Here is a 17,582-nt window from a genome sequence, read left to right on the forward strand (position 1 = left end):
GCAGGCATGGTCATCGCTATTGCGCGACCGGATACCAATAGCGCGCATTGGCTTCACCACGAATGATCCGCACATGCTGGTTGGCAAACACCCGGTAGGGATGGCTCCACTCGCCGTCGGGCCATTGCACCCGAATGGTGGCGCGCTCGGATACGCCCAGGCCGACATGTGTGAACCCGGCCTGGCCTGAAGCATGGCCGCCGCCCACCTGCAGCCGCCGGGTCTGGGTGCGGGTGCCGGTGCGCACGGATATCAGTGCCCCAACCGCCGCGGGGTTGATGGCGCCATTGTCGAGCTCGATCTTGACCCAGTTGCCGAGCGGACGGTGGCCCCAGCTGGTTGCCGCGCCGAGATTCCGGAACAGGCTTGCCGGGTGCTCGCGGTTGACGACCAGCAGGTCGAGCATGCCGTCCATGTTGAAATCCTCCACCACCGCGCCGCGTCCGCGCGTATCAAGGGCAATACCGGCTTCCCCGCCTTTCTCGTGGAATTTTCCGTCAAACCCGCCAAGCAGCAGATTGTCCGGGTCGAAACTGGCGAAATCCGGCATCGCCTGGACGTTGCCCTTGGCGATGAATAGGTCGGTCATGGTGTCGTTGTTGATGTCGGCGAACTGGCTGTGCCAGCCGGTCGATGGCTTCGGGTCACCGCCTGTATAGGGCCGCTGCGCGGTGGCGCCCATCTCGAAGGCGATGTCGCGGTAGATCGGCCGATCTTCGCCGGCCTCGTCGTCGAGTTTCTGCAGCTTGGTGTCTCCCATCGAGGTCAGTGCGTATTCGGGCAGGCCGTCGGCGTCGAAATCGATTTCGGCGATGCCCATCCCCCAGATGGTCAGCCGTTGCCAGCCTTGCGATGCCGAATAGAGTTTTGGCGCACGGCCCGGCGACACGTCCCAGAGTTGCTCCTCGCCGCCGCGATAATATTGCCGGTCATTGGTAACCCTGAGGTCGGGCTGGCCGGAGCGGTTCCAGTCGGTAAACAGCATCGACAGCGCACAGTAACCTGGCTCCAGCGTCAGCGCCTCTGTGTAATCCGGCGTCTCACCTGCGCGTGGGCGCAGCAGCCAGTTGGCCTCGCAGGTTCCAAACGGTGTGCCCGGCGCGGACCTGTCCACATAATTGCCAATGGCGATGGTCGGAAACCGAGCCTCCTTCTCCCAGACCGCCGACATCGCCGTCGACCAGGCGCGGCCACCATCGAAGCTGAAGGCGCGGTTGGCTTTGGTAAAGCTGCAATCCGGCCCGCCCTTCAGAACCAGATTGCGGCCCAGTTTGAGCAGCACCAGATCGGTATGGCGGTCATTGTCTATGTCGAGCGGGTAGGCGCCCAGAACCTTGCTTAGATCTTCCGATGACAATCCGGTTTGTACGGCCCTGAATGCCAGCGCGCCGCCGGTAGGGCTTTGATTGACGAACAATTGCGCCTCTGAGGCACCGCCAGCCAGCAGCAGATCGGGGAGCCGGTCGCCGTTGCAATCAAAACTAGCCGCACCGCCGCCAACAAAGAACTCCCACGGCCCGGTGTAGCTGTGATCGATACCCGCCGCGATCGCCTCCTCGTGCAGCGTCGGGATGTCCGCGGTGAACGCGGTCTCTGCATGTGCGGGCTGGTGGAATGACAAAACGCTGATGATGCCAAGCGTGAGACAGGAACGGATATAGGTCATGGGGCAATCACCAGAGTTTTGAGATAGGCAATCAAGGCGGATTTGTCGGCATCGGGAGCAGCCTCATAGGCATCCCGGGAAGCCCGCGCGTCGCCTCCGTGGGCCAGAATGATTTCGTCCAGGCTGTGGAAATCATTGCGGTGGCCATAGGGCGCGGTTGATCCGACGCCCCACAATTCGGTCGTCTGGAAAATGTTGCGGTCGACAAAACGTTGCGACAGCAATTCATTGCCGAGCGCGTCGATTTGGTTGTCGGTCATGACATAGCGTTTGAGATCGCCGAACAGAGGCACCAGCACCCGGCCTTGTTCGTCGCGGGGCAGGGACGCCGCCCAGTCCATCAACGCCAGATCGTAAATCGCCGGCGCATCGACTTGCCGGTCGTTGAGGGTGCCGGCCAGATCGTATGGGCCGGGATCAGAGAAGGCGAGGCTTTCCAGCGGCAGCGAAGGACGGTGGCAACTGCCGCAATCAAGTTCGCCAAATACCACTTCGCCACGCACTGCGGCCTCAGGCCAGCCGGCAATTTGAGGAACCTCTTGCCGCGGCGCGGGCAATGTCGCCTGCCAGGCAACCAGTGCCGAGATGTCGGCGACGGTCACCTCGACGGATTTGCCGTCTCCGTCAAAATCCGCCGAGCCGGTCCAGCGTGCGCCATACCGTTCATCAGGCTGCATGCCGTGATGGTGGTTGAGCGCGTTGATGGTGAATTGCCGCAGCGAGGTCATCACGCCTTTGTGGCTGAACGGGCGGATCACCAGGTCGGTGTCGACGCCGTCAAGTTCATCGAGATTGACCGAGCCGTCGGCTTCGGCGGTGATGAAGCCGAATGCCACACCCTTGGTTTCAAGCGGTAGCCGCACGGTCTTGCCTTCCGCGCGCGCCTGAGCCAGCGCTTTGTCGCGGATTGCCTGCAGATCGCGACTCATTTCCCGCGCCAGTAGTTCCAGCAGGCCCGAGCCGAACACGTGATTGGTGCCGCGCTCATTGGAGAATTGCGGGTCCAGTGAATCGAAGTCGGCGCTTTCGAAGCCTTCGGAAACGAATACGTTGGCCACGAAATCCCCGGCGCCGCCCATCACCGGCTGGTTGTGGCAGGCGCCGCAGGATCCCGAATCCGGTCCGGCGGTGCGCATGAACGCCTGTTGGCGTGCATGTTTGCGCCGGGTTGGGTCAATCGCCTGCGTTGCTTCCGGCCGACCGACACCGTCCTCGGTGGTAAACCGCGCCGCAAACAGCGCCTCGCCGGTTGCCATTAATCGTTCAAGATCGGGCTTGGACAATCGTCCCGACGGCATCGCGCCAGTCGCGCCCAATGCCTGGGTGCGTTCCGCCCAGGGGTCGGTTGCCAGCGCCGTGCCGGCGAGCGCCAGTTGTAGGCCCAGCAGCACAGCCAGATGGCTGGGCAGACGCGGGCCCCGGTCTGTATATCTCATCATGTTCCCCCCTGTTCCAGGATCTTCGGCGCGATCACCTCAAGGTCAATCGCCGCCATTGTGCGGTTGAGGTGGCCTTCGAACACCAGGCCTTCCTCGTCATGCGAAAGAGAAATCTCAAGCGGGCCTTCAATGCGGATGCCGAGCGAGGCCGACAGGCCCTGTTCGATCCCCGGTTGCATCAGGTCGAAGAACCGGATGCCCGGCCCGGTAAAGACAACCGGCATCCGGCCATAGAGGCTGACCAGCCGGGCCAGCCCGTTGCCGAGCGCGGTCCCGGCCTGGCGAAAGGCAAATTCCGCCATGCGGTCGCCGCGTCGCGCCAGTCCGGCGATTTTCTCGACCTCGGTGAAGGGCACAAAACTGGCGGGAATGGTGTTGGGTGGGACTTCAAAGGCGGCGCGCAGGATCGCGTAGAACCCCGCATAGGCCTCGATGCAGCCGTGCGAGCCGCACCGGCACAGAGCGCCATCATGGGTGTGAATCATGTGGCCGAACCCGGGCGCCCTGGCTTGTGGCGAGTGCGGGTGTTCTGCGTCGACAACGCCCAATCCGATGGAATGACCAAGCGACAGCGCCGCCAGTCGCGGCACTGGCAAGCCAGTCTGCTTGCGCAAGGATTTGTGCAGGGCACTCGCGACCAGCAGGCTCTCATGGTTGAGTGTCACCTTGGCGCGCCAATCCGGCGCCAGCGCTTCGCGCAGATTGATCTGCTGGCCGCCAAGCACTGGAGACCACAACAGCGTCGCATTGTCGTCTGCCACCAGACCCTTTGACGAAATCGAAATCGCCACCAGCGCGTCACGCGTCACCCCGGTTCGTTCCGCAAGCTTGTTGAGCGCCGCGCGGATACCGCGGACGAAGATTTCGGCCTGCTGGCCGGTGTTGTCGCGCTTTTCTTCAATGCGGTCGATAAGCGTCCCGGAATAATCCACCATCGAATACTGAAGCGCATCCGACGAGATCCGGACGAAGGCCGCATAGGCTGCGGCCCGGCGTTGATTGAACAGTACTCGCGGTCGTCCGCGCCCCTTGGCGGACGGCGCCTCGGCGCGCTCGATAACACGTTCGCTCTCGAGTTCCTGGGTGATGGCGGTGACGGTAGCCGACGCAAGACCGGTGGCGATCGCCAGTTCGGTATGCGATTGACCGCGCTGCTCGCGCAACGCCGCAAGCACCAGCGCCCGGTTCTGGCGCCGGATCAACTCCGAGCTGGATTTCGTCAGCATTTTCGCCGCCGCACCTTCATTGTGTTGAAACCGCTCCCGTTTCCTCCGCCATGGATAACAGCCACTTCCGGGGCCTTGTTATTCCATGCTTCCCCCCGCGTCCCCGTGTCAACGCCGCGCAATGACGTCTTTCCCGGGGATTCTTCCTTGTCTCCGCATCATCGCATCCGGCTCCTGGGTGGGCCTGTGAAAAAAGGATGCCAGCCGGGAAGCCCGGCCTGAGTTGACAGCGTGGCGGAACCCTGACATTAATTTTCTCGACTGTCGAGAAAATAACTGGACTTTTGGTTTCAGTTCGTGCAGTTGAGCATTGACCGGGCAGGGAGGCCCCGTCCGGCAGGAAATTCCCTTGGGAGGACAACATGAAATCGTTTATCTATTTGATGGCTGGATCAGCCATCGCGCTGACGATGTCGACGGCAACTTTCGCTAAGGACATGGTGATCGGTGTTTCCTGGTCGAACTTCCAGGAAGAGCGCTGGAAGACCGACGAAGCAGCCATGAAGGCCGCCATTGAAGCCAATGGTGACACCTATATTTCGGCTGATGCGCAGGCTTCGGCCGCCAAGCAGCTTACCGATGTCGAGAGCCTCATCGCCCAGGGCGCGAACGCGCTGGTGATCTTGTCAGTCGACTCGGGCGCTGTTGGCGCCGCTGTCGACAAGGCCGCTGCCGAAGGCATCCCGGTACTTGGCTACGACCGCCTGATTGAAGATGAGCGCGCATTCTACCTGACCTTTGACAACAAGGGCGTCGGCCGCATCATTGCCGAGACCGTCAAGGCCGCGCAGCCGGAAGGCAACTATGCCATCATCAAGGGTGACAAGGGCGATCCGAACGCGCTGTTCCTGCTTGAAGGCATGATGGAAGTCATCGGCGCGGATGTCGAAGCTGGCAAGATCAAGATCGTCGGCGAAGCATTCACCGATGGCTGGAAGCCGGACAACGCGCAGAAGAACATGGAGCAGATCCTGACCGCTGCTGATAACAAGGTTGACGCGGTTCTGTCGGAAAATGACGGCATGGCTGGCGGTGCGATTGCAGCGCTTGCAGCCCAGGGCCTGAACATCCCGGTCGGTGGCCAGGATGGTGACCATGCAGCGCTCAACCGTGTTGCCCGTGGCACCCAGACTGTTTCGGTCTGGAAAGATGCACGGGCACTTGGCAAGGCTGCCGGCGATATCGCCGCCATGCTTGCTGATGGTAAGGCGATGACCGACATCCCTGGTGCCGTTAAGTGGTCCGGTGGCGCCAAGGGCGTTGAGATGAATGCGATCTTCCTGGCACCGACGCCGATCACCAAGGACAACATCGGGGTTGTCATCGAGGCGGGTCACATTGCCAAGGACAAGGTCTGCGAAGGCGCCATGGACGGCGTTAACGGCTGCTGATCCAGCTTGGGTTTTGAACAAGACCTGCGCCGGCGAGGATTCGTCGGCGCAGGTCGCGCCTTGCCGATCATAATCGGACGACGCAAACTGATGCCGGCCACCGCGACTGCGGGAGCGGCCAATAATTGCTTGTGGATGGGGGAGTCCAGGTGAGCCAAACACTATCAAAATCCGAAACCGGCGCTGGTCGGGTCGAAAACGAGGGCCTGTTCACAAAGTTCCTGCGCGCGACCGAGGTTGATGTCCGGCTGCTGGGAATGATCGCCGCCTTGCTGGCGATCTGGATCGGGTTCCACGTCTATGGCGAACTGGTCATCGGCCGCGGCTCGTTCTTGTCGGCGCGCAACCTGTGGAACCTCTCGGTTCAGACAGCCTCCATCGGCGTCATGGCCACCGGCATGGTTCTGGTGATCGTCACCCGGCACATCGATTTGTCGGTTGGTTCGATCCTTGGCTTCTCGGCCATGATGATGGCCATCGTCCAAGTCTGGATCCTGCCCGAATATCTCGGTCTCGGCCACCCGATGATCTGGATCATCACCGTCGTCTGCGGCCTGTTGATTGGTGCCGCGATCGGCGCATTTCACGGCTATCTTATTGCCTATCTCGGCATCCCAGCCTTCATCGTCACGCTGGGCGGGCTGCTGGTCTGGCGCGGCGCGGCGTTCTTGCTGGCGCGCGGCGAGACCATTTCTCCGGTCGACAGCACCTTTGCGTTGCTGGGAGGCGGTCCCTATGGCTCGATCGGCGCCACCGGAAGCTGGATCGTCGGTGTGCTGGTCTGCCTTGGTATTGTAGCCATGCTGGTGGTCGGCCGGCGTCAGCGCAACCGCTACAATTTCCCGCTGCGGCCAATGTGGGCCGAGATGTTCCTCGGCGTCGTCGGGTGTGGCGTCACCATCGGTTTCGTCATGCTGGTCAACAGCTATCCTTGGCCGCGCGGCATCGTCAAACAATATGTGGCCGCCAACAACATCGACACCCCGATCAATGAGCTGTTCATTTCCCACGGTTTCGCCATCCCGGTGCTGATCCTGTTCGGTGTCGGTATCCTGATGACCTTCCTGACCTCGCGCACCCGCTTCGGCCGCTATGTGTTTGCCATCGGTGGCAATCCCGAAGCTGCGGAACTTGCCGGCATCAACACCCGCTGGGTCACGGTCAAGATCTTCGCTTTGATGGGGCTGCTGTGCGGCCTGTCCGCGGTCATTGCCAGTGCCCGTCTCAATTCCGCGACCAACAATCTGGGCACACTTGACGAACTCTATGTGATCGCTGCGGCAGTGATCGGCGGTACGTCGTTTGCCGGCGGCGTCGGCACCATCTACGGCGCGATCCTCGGCGCAATCGTGATGCAGTCGCTGCAGACCGGCATGGTGCTGATCGGCTTCGATGCCGCGATCCAGCAGATGGTGGTGGGCGGAGTTCTCGTCGTCGCCGTCTGGATCGACACCATGTACCGCCGAAGCGCCAAGTAAGGAGCCCCGACATGTCAGATACGATGAACAAGACACCCTTGGTCGAACTTCGCGACATTTCCATCGCCTTTGGTGGCATCAAGGCGGTCGACCATGCGTCGGTTGATCTGTTCCCGGGTGAAGTTGTGGCGCTGCTGGGCCACAATGGCGCGGGAAAGTCGACGCTGATCAAGATCCTCTCGGGCGCCTACAAGCGTGATGCCGGCAAGATCTTCATCAATGGCGAGGAAGTGCATATCGAGAACCCGCGCGACGCCAAGAAATTTGGCATCGAAACCATCTACCAGACGCTGGCTGTCGCCGATAACGTCGATGCGGCGGCCAACCTCTATCTCGGCCGCGAGCTGCAGACTGCCTGGGGCACGCTCGATGACATTGCGATGGAAGCCGAGGCACGCAAGGTGATGGGCCGGTTGAACCCGAATTTCCAGCGCTTCAAGGAGCCGGTCAGCAAGCTCTCCGGTGGCCAGCGCCAGTCGGTGGCGATTGCCCGCGCCATTCTCTTCAACGCCCGCATCCTGATCATGGATGAGCCGACGGCGGCGCTAGGCCCGCAGGAAACCGAGCAGGTGGGTGACCTGATCAAGCAATTGAAAAAGGAAGGCATCGGCATCTTCCTGATCAGCCACGACATCCACGATGTGTTCGACCTCGCCGACCGTGTCAGCGTCATGAAGAACGGGCAGGTGGTCGGCCACGCCAGGACTTCCGATGTCACCAAGGATGAGGTTCTTGGGATGATCATCATGGGCAAATGCCCGCCCGGCGCCATTCCCGGACCCGGCGCCCTGCAGACAGCCTGAACCAATCGCAACCGGGGCCCTGAGCCCCGGTTTTGCGTTGATGGCTATTCATGCTCGATTTGGTTAGTTGACGCTGTCGGGCGATCCATCATTGTGTGTTCGCAGCCAGGGTTTGGCTATCGCGACGCGTGTTGGCGATCACGGATGTTTTACCGGAAGATCAAAATATTTTCGGCACTTCTATTGCATCGCAGCATTTGATGTCCCATATCCCAATCAACGCCGCGTCGAACACCTCCTCCTCCCAGTTCGGCGGGGCATCAGTCGGGACACATTGAGCCGGGATCCTCCTCCCAAGCACCGGTTCGACGTCCCGACATACTACAAGCGCCTGTCGGGTCTGACCCGGCAGGCGTTTTGTTTTTTCAGCGTCGATTTGCCTTGATGTAAGCCTACTGCGGCTACAAGAAGAAATCCGCCTTGTGTTCATGGACGATAGCGGAGATGTGATCGGCCACGGTGCGCACCCGCGCCAGGTCTCGCGCCGATTCATGATAGACCATGTAATAGGACCGCTCGATCCGGTGGTCGGGCAGCAGCCGGACCAGATCCGGGTCGGCCACGGCAATATAATCGTGCAGCACGGCGATGCCTGCGCCCGAACGCACCGCTTCGGTTTGTCCGGTCGCACTGGAAATTTCCAGTTGTGCCGTCCAGTTGCGCAGGATGTCGCGGGTGAAATGCAATGACGGCGAAAAGATCAGGTCTTCGACATAGCTGATCAGCCGGTGATCTTTGAGGTCTTCCGTCCGGGTTGGCGTTCCGTGAGCTTGCAGGTAACCCCGCGAGGCATAGAGCGCCAGTGAATAATCCACCAGTTTGCGCGCCACCAGTCGGCCACCGGATGGCCGCTCGACGGTGATAGCGATATCGGCCTCGCGTTGCGGCAGCGAGAAGCTGCGCGGTACCGGCACCAGTTGCAGCCGCAAATCCGGATGGCGTGCGATCAGGCTGCCCAGTCTTGGCGCCAGGAACGACACACCGAAACCGTCAGGCGCACCAATCCGCACGGTGCCCGAAATGGCGCTGTCGGTGCGTCCCAGGTTGGCTTGGGCGGCGAGCATCTCGGCTTCCATCCGTTCGGCATGGACCAGGAAGGCTTCACCTTCACCCGTGAGCCCGCAGCCATTGGTGCGGCGCACGATGAGCTGCGCGTCAAGCGCGCTCTCCAGCGAAGTCAGCCGTCGCGCCGCGGTGGCATGGTTGATCCCCAGCCGCCGAGCCGCTCCGAGGATTTGTCCGGAGCGTGCCACGGCGAGGAAAACCCGGATGTCATCCCAGTTCATGGGAGCTCATCCGAACACCACGGTCTTGCGGCCATTGAGCATCACCCGCGATTCAAGATGCAACTTTACAGCTCGCGCCAGCACCCGGGCTTCGATATCACGGCCGGTGGCGACCAGATCGTCGCCGGTCATGGCGTGGCTGACGCGTTCGGTCTCCTGCTCGATGATCGGGCCTTCATCAAGGTCGGCCGTCACGTAATGTGCCGTCGCACCAATCAGCTTGACGCCCCTCTCGTGGGCCTGGTGGTAGGGCTTGGCGCCCTTGAAACTGGGCAGGAACGAGTGATGGATGTTGATTACCTTGCCCGACAGCTCACGTGACAAATTGTCGGACAGCACCTGCATGTAGCGCGCAAGCACCACCAGATCGGCGCCGGTTTCCTCTACCAGATCGATCAGTTTCTGTTCCTGCGCAGCTTTCGTGTCGCGGGTTACAGGCCAGTGGTGAAATGTCAGGCCCTCGCTCTCGGCCCGTTTTCGGCTGTCATCGTGATTGGAGACGACCGCCACCACTTCGGCGTCGAGCCAGCCGACGCGGATCTGGTAGATCAGATGCAGCAGGGCGTGATCGAATTTCGAGACCATGATGATGATCTTTGGGCGTTTGGCTCGGTTGTTGATGTCGAGCTGCATGTCAAAACGGGTGACCGGTTCCTGCAGTGCCGCGGAAATGGCATCGGATTGCGTCCCCGCAGGTGCTTCAATCGCAATCCGCATGAAGAACCGGTTGGATTCTGCGGTCCCAGAATTGGCCCGATTCCGCAATATTGGCGCCCAGCCGCGCCAGTTCTGCAGTGATTGCTGCGACGATGCCCGGTTGATCGGCGCAACCCAGCGTGATGACAAAATGCGAATTCGACATGCCCTGCTCCAAGATAGACCGAAGCCGGCTTAGCTTCGCTGAACGAAGTTCTGCGGCATCGTTCTGGAGCGGTCAAGAATGCGGGTATCGATTTCTATAGCGGCGATCGGGTCGCCCCCCGCGTGCAGCGCCGCAATCGCGGTTCCCGCCTTCGGGTTACTTAGAGTTGAGACGTTTCCACCCGTTCCAGGCAATCGGCGGGGTAGTAGGGCCAGTTGGCTTTCTCACAAGCATCGGTTTTTGCGGTTGTTGGAGACAACACCAGACGGGCCGCGCCCGGGTGCTGTTTGTCGGAATGTACGGCGTCAAAAGCATCCGAGGTATGCAGTACGGTTGAAACCCGCGGCGAAAGCGACGTCATGGCAATGTTCGCAGTGGCTGTTTGCGGGACAATGCTGCGCTCGTCGGCTGCAATAGCGGCAACACCCAGGGCGAGAACAGCGGCGGATATGAGAACGGTCTTTTTCATGCCACAATAACGCCGCACCACTGCCTTGGTTCCCCACTGATTGACTGATCGGGGGCGATTATCCAGATAATTTGCGGGCTGCCCCGCGAAATTGCCGCTTTGAACCTCCGCTTTGATGCCCTATACCGCAGCGATCCGCCGCAGCCGTGGTTGAACGCCTTCCACTAGCGATCCCGCCGGCCCGGCAAATTTCAATTGAAAGAACACGATGACGCCCAGGACAGATATTCATTCAGCAATCAGTGATGCGCTGACAAAGCGCGGCTATGATGCGCTCACACCGGTGCAAGAAGCCATTCTCGCGCCCGAACTGCGTGATGCCGACCTGTTGGTGTCGGCTCAGACCGGGTCGGGCAAGACCGTGGCTTTCGGAATGTCGCTGGCGCCGACCTTGATGGGCGACGAGCAGTCGTTGCCCCATCCCCAGGCGCCGCTGGCGCTGGTCATCGCACCGACCCGTGAACTTGCACTCCAGGTCGAGCGCGAACTGGCCTGGCTTTATGCCGAAGCCCGCGCGCGGATCGCCACCTGCGTCGGCGGCATGAACATGATGACCGAGCGCCGCACGCTCGAACGCGGCACCCACATTGTGGTGGGAACGCCCGGCCGCCTGCGTGATCATATCAACCGCGGTTCGCTGGATCTCTCTGCCATTCGCGCCGTGGTGCTCGACGAAGCCGACGAGATGCTTGATCTCGGATTCCGCGACGATCTCGAATTCATCCTCGACGCTGCGCCGGATGAACGCCGTACCCTGATGTTTTCTGCCACCGTACCGCAGGGCATCGCCAATCTTGCCAAGCGCTATCAGCGCAAGGCGGTCCGTGTTACCACTGCCGGTGAACAGAAGCAGCACCTCGATATCGAGTATCGTGCACTGACCGTTGCGCCGAATGACCGCGAGAATGCCGTCATCAACCTGCTGCGCTATTATGATGCCAAGAACGCCATCGTCTTTTGCAGCACCCGCGCCACGGTCAACCACCTGACCGCACGGTTTTCCAACCGCGGTTTTGCCGTTGTCGCGCTTTCGGGCGAACTCAGCCAGAACGAACGCACCCATGCCTTGCAGTCTCTGCGTGATGGCCGCGCCAAGGTCTGCGTTGCCACCGATGTTGCCGCCCGCGGACTCGATCTGCCTGATCTCGAGCTGGTCATTCATGCCGATCTGCCCAAATCGCCCGAGGGGCTGCTACATCGGTCCGGGCGTACCGGTCGGGCGGGGCGCAAGGGTGTCTCCGCCATGGTGGTGCCGTACAACGCCCGTCGTCGCACCGAGCGGCTTCTGGCCGACGCGCGGATTTCGGCGACGTGGGCACGGCCACCGTCGGCCGCCGAGATCCTGGCCCGCGATGATGAGCGTCTGATGGACGACCCGAACTTCCTGGCCGACATTACCGAAGACGAAACCGCCATGGTTGCTGCGCTTTTGGAACGGCATGGCCCTGAAAAGGTTGCCGTGGCCTTGATGCGCTTTCACCATGCCGGCCGGTCAGCACCCGAAGAATTGATGGAAAATGGCCCGGTGCCTTCATCCGGTGGCACTTTTCAGGAGCGTGCGCCGCGTGAGCATGTGCCGATCAAGGATGCCGTCTGGTTTTCATTGTCGCTGGGTCGCAAGCAATCGGCAGAGCCGCGCTGGCTGCTGCCGATGATCTGCCGCGCCGGCAACATTACCAAGGCGGAAATCGGCTCGATCCGGATACATGATCTGGATACGCATGTTGAAATTACCGGCGCAGCGGCGGCAAGATTCGAGGCCGAAATCGGCCCATCGGGCAAGATCGAGAAGAATGTCGTCGTGACGCGGCTTGCCGGTGTTCCCGAAGCGCCGGCGCGCAACCAGCGCCCCCCGCGCCCCCGCGACAACGATTCCGCACCGGGCCCGCGTCCAGATCGAGGCCCTCGCGGTGACCGTTCTGAGCAGACGGGAGATGATTATCGCCCGCGCGAAAAGGCAAAGCCTGATTATGCCAAGAAACGCCCCTTCACCGGCGGCAAGAAGCGTGACGATCGGCCGCCGCGGCAAGATGCCTACGCTGACCGTAAACCTGCGGCCCGCGATGACCTGCCCACCGGCGCGAAGCCGGGCGTGTGGCCATACGATGATATTCCGCCGGCACGCCCGGTTGAGGGCGACAAGCCTGCAGCGGAATATGTAAAGCCGAAAAAAGCCAAGCCGGCTGTCCGCAGCGATAAGGGCGCAGACAAACCTTATGCCGCGGACAAACCCAAGGCCAAGGACAAGAAGCCCAAGCGTGACAAGCCTGCCTTCAAGGCTGACGCCAAACCAGCCAAGTCGCACCGCAAGGGCCCGCCACCAGCCGCAGCCCCCGCACCTGCGCCGGCACCCGGTCACGCATCTGCCAAGGATGGCGGCAAGGGCGGCCTCAAGCGCAAGCCCAAGGACTAAAGCACAAGCCTGCACCTGCCACCTGCATGCGGCGCCGACCGAGCGTCGCATGCAGATCCATCTAACCGTTTCGCCACGGCGGCGCTGCCGAAGGGCAGGGTGCGGTGTTGTCTGGGTTGTGGATGCCTCTGGGAACCCCGGGACGTCGCCTGCTTGGACGCTGGTTCAAGCCTGATACCGTGGGTGCCGAAGCGGCATGTTCTGCGCAATCTTCACCATGATGCTCCTGAAACCCACATATTCCTGTAGTTTGGTGTTTCCGCATTCTTAACGAAGCCATGCGTAAATTCCATCATGGGAAGAGGCTGTGGAGCTTCATGCATGATGCGTTTCCCAGCGGCGGCAAACCGCAATTGGCACATGTGAAAACAAGCCGTGCCTCTTCCAAAATCTATTTAGCTCCGGACAATCCGGATCTTGATACCGGCAAGCTTTGCGGCGCAGGTATTGAGTTGGGCCATTTGAAGCGAGGGCAGGATGAACGCGACGCAATCCGACAACCAGACATCAGGTCTTGAAATCATTTCGTTTTTCCTCGGTGAGCAAGTGTTCAGTGTGAACATCATGTCGGTCCGGGAAATCCGCGGCTGGGCGCCGGCCACACCGCTGGCCCACGCCCCGCGCCATGTCATGGGCGTGATCAACCTGCGTGGTACCGTCATTCCTGTCATCGACATGGCGCTGCGGCTCGGGCTTGAAGCCATCAAGCCCACCGAGCGTTCGGCAATCATCGTCGCCAGCGTTCGCGGGCAACTGGTTGGCCTTCTGGTCGACAATGTCTCCGACATGGTCACCGTCGCCGAGAGCGAAATCCAGAACGTGCCCGAGGTCGGCGCCACTGAAGTTCAGAGAATGACCACGGCTATCATTGCCAAGGACAAGCAGATGATCTCGCACCTCGATCTCGAATCCCTGCTTGACGAAGAAGGCGAACTCGCCGCCTGAACCTCTTCTCATATCTGCTTTTCTTAAAGGGCGGGCGCACCGGTATATCCGGCTGCGCCCGCCCTTTTGCTGTTATCCGGCACCATTACCCGCGGGTTATGGCCTCGATCGGGTGAAACCCGGCAGCGATAACTGGCTTCTATTTATGTGCGCTGCATCATCACCGGTGGACATGGCTCGGCTGGCAATGCATGCTGTTTTGCGCCGCAAGGCCGCCCGATCAACGGATACAGCTCATGTCGATCCTGGCTAGCGTTCACCATCTGACTCATTACAAATACGACCGCCCGGTTAGTCTGGGCCCACAGATCATCCGTCTCAGACCGGCGCCGCACTCGCGTACCCGGGTTGTCTCGCACTCGCTCAAGATCAGTCCCGAGCAGCATTTCGTCAATTATCAGCAGGATCCTTACGGAAACTGGATGGCACGCTATGTGTTTCCCGATCCGGTGATGGAATTCAAGATCGAGGTCGATCTTGTTGCCGACATGACGGTCTATAACCCGTTCGATTTCTTCGTCGAGGATATCGCCGAAGAATGGCCGTTTGATTATCCCGAGGACATAGCCCCCGATCTGCTGATCTACCGCACGCCGGAACCTGCCGGGCCGCGGCTGGCCGCGTTCATGCAGACAGTGCCGCGTGAGCGCGCCCGCACGGTCGATTTCGTTGTCGGCCTCAACGCCCGATTGGCCAACGAGATTGGCTACGTCATCCGCATGGAGCCGGGTGTACAGACGCCGGAAGAAACCTTTGAAACCGGCCGCGGATCGTGCCGGGACACCAGCTGGCTGCTGGTGCAGGTGCTCAGGCAACTGGGCTTTGCCGCGCGCTTTGTCTCGGGCTACCTGATCCAGCTCAAGCCGGACCTGGTTGCAATAGATGGGCCCGCCGGAACCGATCACGATTTTACCGACCTGCATGCCTGGACTGAGGTCTATCTGCCAGGCGCCGGCTGGATCGGTCTCGATCCGACCTCCGGCCTGCTGACCGGCGAAAGCCACATCCCGCTTGCCGCAACGCCGCACTACCGAAATGCCGCCCCGATTTCCGGGCTGGCGAGTTTCGCCGAGGTGGAATTCGGCTTCGACATGCGGGTCGAGCGGATGGCGGAGCACCCGCGCATCACCAAGCCGTTCAGCGACGAGTCCTGGGACGCGCTCAACCAGCTCGGCCATGAAATTGACGACAAGCTGAAGCAGGGCGACGTACGGCTGACAATGGGCGGCGAGCCGACTTTCGTTTCGATCGATGATTTCGAAAGTGAGGAATGGAACACCGCTGCAGTTGGCCCGCAAAAACGCGAGGCTGCCGACAAGCTCATCCGGCGGCTGCGCAACCGTTTCGCGCCCGGCGGGTTCCTGCATTATGGCCAGGGCAAATGGTATCCCGGCGAGACACTGCCGCGCTGGACCTTCTCGCTCTACTGGCGGCGCGACGGCAAGCCGATCTGGCACAATGCCGAGCTGATCGCCGACGAGGGCCAGGAGACCGGGCAAGCAAGCCCGGAGTCCGCCCGGCAACTGCTCTCGGCGATTGCCGATACACTCGGAATTGCCGAGGGTCACGTGGTGCCCGCCTATGAGGACCCGGCCGAATGGATCATCAAGGAAGGCAATCTGCCCGACAATGTGACGCCGGAAAACTCCAAGCTTGAGGACGCCGAGGAACGCCATCGCATTGCCACGGTGTTTTCGCGCGGGCTTGCCACGCCGTCTGGCTTTGTGCTGCCGGTACAGCGCTGGCAGTCTAAGGCTGCGGCCCATGGCTGGCGCTCGGAAAAATGGAAGACCCGGCGCGGCCACGTGTTTCTGGTGCCCGGCGACAGCCCGGTCGGCTATCGCCTGCCGCTCGGCTCGCTGCCGCATGTGCCTGAATCCGAATATCCGTTCGTCAATCCCGCCGATCCGACTGAACCGCGCGGCGATCTGCCTGATCTTGCCGCAGCAGCCTTTGCCGATGCACTGGCCGACTCCCGTGCCGCCGATGCTGCGGCCCAGCCGGTCGCCCAGTTTACTGCAACCGAGCCGACCCAGCAGCGCGTCGAGCAGGAAATTGGCGATCTCGACGGCGCAGTCCGCACCGCGATCTCGGTCGAGCCGCGCGATGGACGCCTGTGCATATTCATGCCGCCGGTGGAAAAGGTCGAGGACTATCTCGAACTGGTCTCGGCTGCCGAAGTGGCGGCCAACAAACTCGGCCTGAAGGTCCATATCGAAGGTTACGGCCCGCCGCACGATCCGCGCCTCAATGTCATCCGGGTGGCGCCCGATCCCGGTGTGGTTGAGGTCAATGTCCACCCCGCCACCAGTTGGGATGAGTGCGTTGCAATCACCCAAGGGGTCTATGAAGAGGCACGCCAGACCCGGCTCGGCGCCGACAAGTTCATGATCGACGGCCGCCACACCGGCACCGGCGGGGGCAACCACGTGGTGGTTGGCGGGGTAACCCCGCTCGACAGCCCGTTTCTGCGGCGTCCGGACCTGCTGGCAAGCCTGATTTTGCATTGGCAGCGCCACCCGAGCTTGTCGTTTTTGTTCTCCGGCATGTTTATCGGCCCGACCAGCCAGGCGCCACGCATTGACGAGGCGCGTCACGACAGCCTCTATGAACTCGAGATGGCGCTGGATCAGATCCCGCATCCCGATGCCGGAAACCCGCCCTTGCCATGGTTGGTTGATCGATTGTTGCGTAACCTGCTCACCGATGTCACCGGCAACACCCACCGCGCCGAGATCTGCATCGACAAGCTCTATTCGCCCGACGGTCCCACCGGCCGGCTCGGCCTGGTCGAATTCCGCGGCTTCGAGATGCCGCCAGACCCGCGCATGAGCCTGGCCCAGCAGGTGCTGATACGCGCGCTCGTCGCCCGCTTCTGGCAGTCCCCCGCGAAGGGGCATTTCACCCGCTGGGGCACCACGCTCAATGATCGCTTCATGCTGCCGCATTTCATCTGGCAGGATTTCCTCGACGTGCTCGAGGATCTGCGCGACCACGGTTTTGTGCTGCGGCCGGAATGGTATGAGGCGCAGGCCGAATTCCGCTTTCCGTTCTGTGGCGAGGTTGCCTATGAAGGCGTGAAGCTGGAACTCAGGCAGGCACTCGAACCTTGGCATGTGCTGGGCGAGACCGGTGCCATCGGCGGCACCGTGCGCTACACCGACAGTTCGGTCGAACGGCTGCAGGTCAAACTCGAAAGCGCCGATCCGTCGCGCTATCTGGTCGCCTGCAACGGACGCCCGGTGCCGATGGCGGCAGCCGGAAAGGCCGGAGTCTCGGTCGGCGGCGTGCGCTACAAGGCCTGGCAGCCGACGCTGGCGCTCCATCCGGTTCTGCCGGTCGACGCACCGCTCACCTTTGATATATTCGACACCTGGTCGGGAAGGCCGCTCGGTGGTTGCGTCTATCATGTAGCCCACCCCGGTGGTCGCAACTACGATACGTTCCCGGTCAATGGCAACGAGGCCGAAGCTCGCCGGCTGGCGCGGTTCGAGCATCGCGGCCATACCCCCGGCGCCCGTACGCCGACGCCGGAAACGCCGCATCCGGAGTTCCCGTTCACGCTCGATTTGCGCCGCAAACCGGGGCTCTGACCGGTGAACAG

The 17,582-nt window shown here is 61.6% G+C and carries 12 protein-coding genes and 1 pseudogene; 7 read left to right on the forward strand and 6 right to left on the reverse strand.

The window, feature by feature from the left end:
- Nucleotides 1-16 precede the first annotated feature (16 nt).
- From OEG84_RS22020 to OEG84_RS22030, 3 genes are read right to left on the reverse strand one after another with little or no spacing between them, the layout of a single operon-like run.
- Nucleotides 17-1,666, reverse strand: coding sequence for a CRTAC1 family protein (locus OEG84_RS22020; protein WP_267655743.1), 1,650 nt, complete (start codon nt 1,664-1,666; stop codon nt 17-19).
- Nucleotides 1,663-3,105, reverse strand: a complete 1,443-nt coding sequence (locus tag OEG84_RS22025) for a di-heme oxidoredictase family protein (RefSeq protein ID WP_267655744.1) — start codon at nt 3,103-3,105, stop codon at nt 1,663-1,665. The genes OEG84_RS22020 and OEG84_RS22025 overlap by 4 nt, the downstream gene beginning before the upstream one ends.
- A complete protein-coding gene (locus tag OEG84_RS22030) occupies nt 3,102-4,331 on the reverse strand; it encodes an ROK family transcriptional regulator (protein WP_267655745.1) in 1,230 nt (409 codons plus the stop codon). The genes OEG84_RS22025 and OEG84_RS22030 overlap by 4 nt, the downstream gene beginning before the upstream one ends.
- Before the next feature lie 362 nt (nt 4,332-4,693).
- Here OEG84_RS22030 and OEG84_RS22035 point away from each other — a divergent pair, with 362 nt between their 5' ends.
- From OEG84_RS22035 to OEG84_RS22045, 3 genes are all read left to right on the forward strand, one after another.
- A complete protein-coding gene (locus OEG84_RS22035; protein ID WP_267655746.1) occupies nt 4,694-5,722 on the forward strand; it encodes a substrate-binding domain-containing protein in 1,029 nt (342 codons plus the stop codon).
- 149 nt (nt 5,723-5,871) lie between these two features.
- Entirely contained in the window at nt 5,872-7,200 is a 1,329-nt protein-coding gene (locus OEG84_RS22040; protein ID WP_425602880.1) for a sugar ABC transporter permease, read from the forward strand.
- 11 nt (nt 7,201-7,211) lie between these two features.
- Entirely contained in the window at nt 7,212-8,003 is a 792-nt protein-coding gene (locus OEG84_RS22045) for an ATP-binding cassette domain-containing protein (protein ID WP_267655747.1), read from the forward strand.
- A gap of 401 nt (nt 8,004-8,404) precedes the next feature.
- On the opposite strand, the gene OEG84_RS22050 is transcribed toward OEG84_RS22045, so the two are convergent.
- The 3 genes and pseudogenes from OEG84_RS22050 to OEG84_RS22060 form a co-directional block, all read right to left on the reverse strand.
- Complete coding sequence (locus OEG84_RS22050; protein ID WP_267655748.1) at nt 8,405-9,289, reverse strand: LysR family transcriptional regulator; 885 nt, start codon at nt 9,287-9,289, stop codon at nt 8,405-8,407.
- A gap of 6 nt (nt 9,290-9,295) precedes the next feature.
- Nucleotides 9,296-10,151: pseudogene (gene purU / locus OEG84_RS22055) on the reverse strand (formyltetrahydrofolate deformylase).
- Between the two features lie 160 nt (nt 10,152-10,311).
- Entirely contained in the window at nt 10,312-10,620 is a 309-nt protein-coding gene (locus tag OEG84_RS22060) for a hypothetical protein (RefSeq protein WP_267655749.1), read from the reverse strand.
- A gap of 208 nt (nt 10,621-10,828) precedes the next feature.
- On the opposite strand from OEG84_RS22060, the gene OEG84_RS22065 reads away from it, so the two are divergent.
- From OEG84_RS22065 to OEG84_RS22080, 4 genes are all read left to right on the forward strand, one after another.
- Nucleotides 10,829-13,033, forward strand: coding sequence for a DEAD/DEAH box helicase (locus tag OEG84_RS22065; protein ID WP_267655750.1), 2,205 nt, complete (start codon nt 10,829-10,831; stop codon nt 13,031-13,033).
- Between the two features lie 278 nt (nt 13,034-13,311).
- On the forward strand, nt 13,312-13,551 hold the full coding sequence (locus OEG84_RS22070) for a hypothetical protein (RefSeq protein ID WP_267655751.1): 240 nt from the start codon (nt 13,312-13,314) through the stop codon (nt 13,549-13,551).
- Nucleotides 13,511-13,978, forward strand: coding sequence for a chemotaxis protein CheW (locus OEG84_RS22075; RefSeq protein ID WP_267655752.1), 468 nt, complete (start codon nt 13,511-13,513; stop codon nt 13,976-13,978). The genes OEG84_RS22070 and OEG84_RS22075 overlap by 41 nt, the downstream gene beginning before the upstream one ends.
- A 236-nt stretch (nt 13,979-14,214) precedes the next feature.
- A complete protein-coding gene (locus OEG84_RS22080) occupies nt 14,215-17,571 on the forward strand; it encodes a transglutaminase family protein (protein WP_267655753.1) in 3,357 nt (1,118 codons plus the stop codon).
- Nucleotides 17,572-17,582: the final 11 nt, after the last annotated feature.

This window comes from Hoeflea algicola, from assembly GCF_026619415.1.
GTDB classification, from domain to species: Bacteria; Pseudomonadota; Alphaproteobacteria; order Rhizobiales; family Rhizobiaceae; genus Hoeflea; species Hoeflea algicola.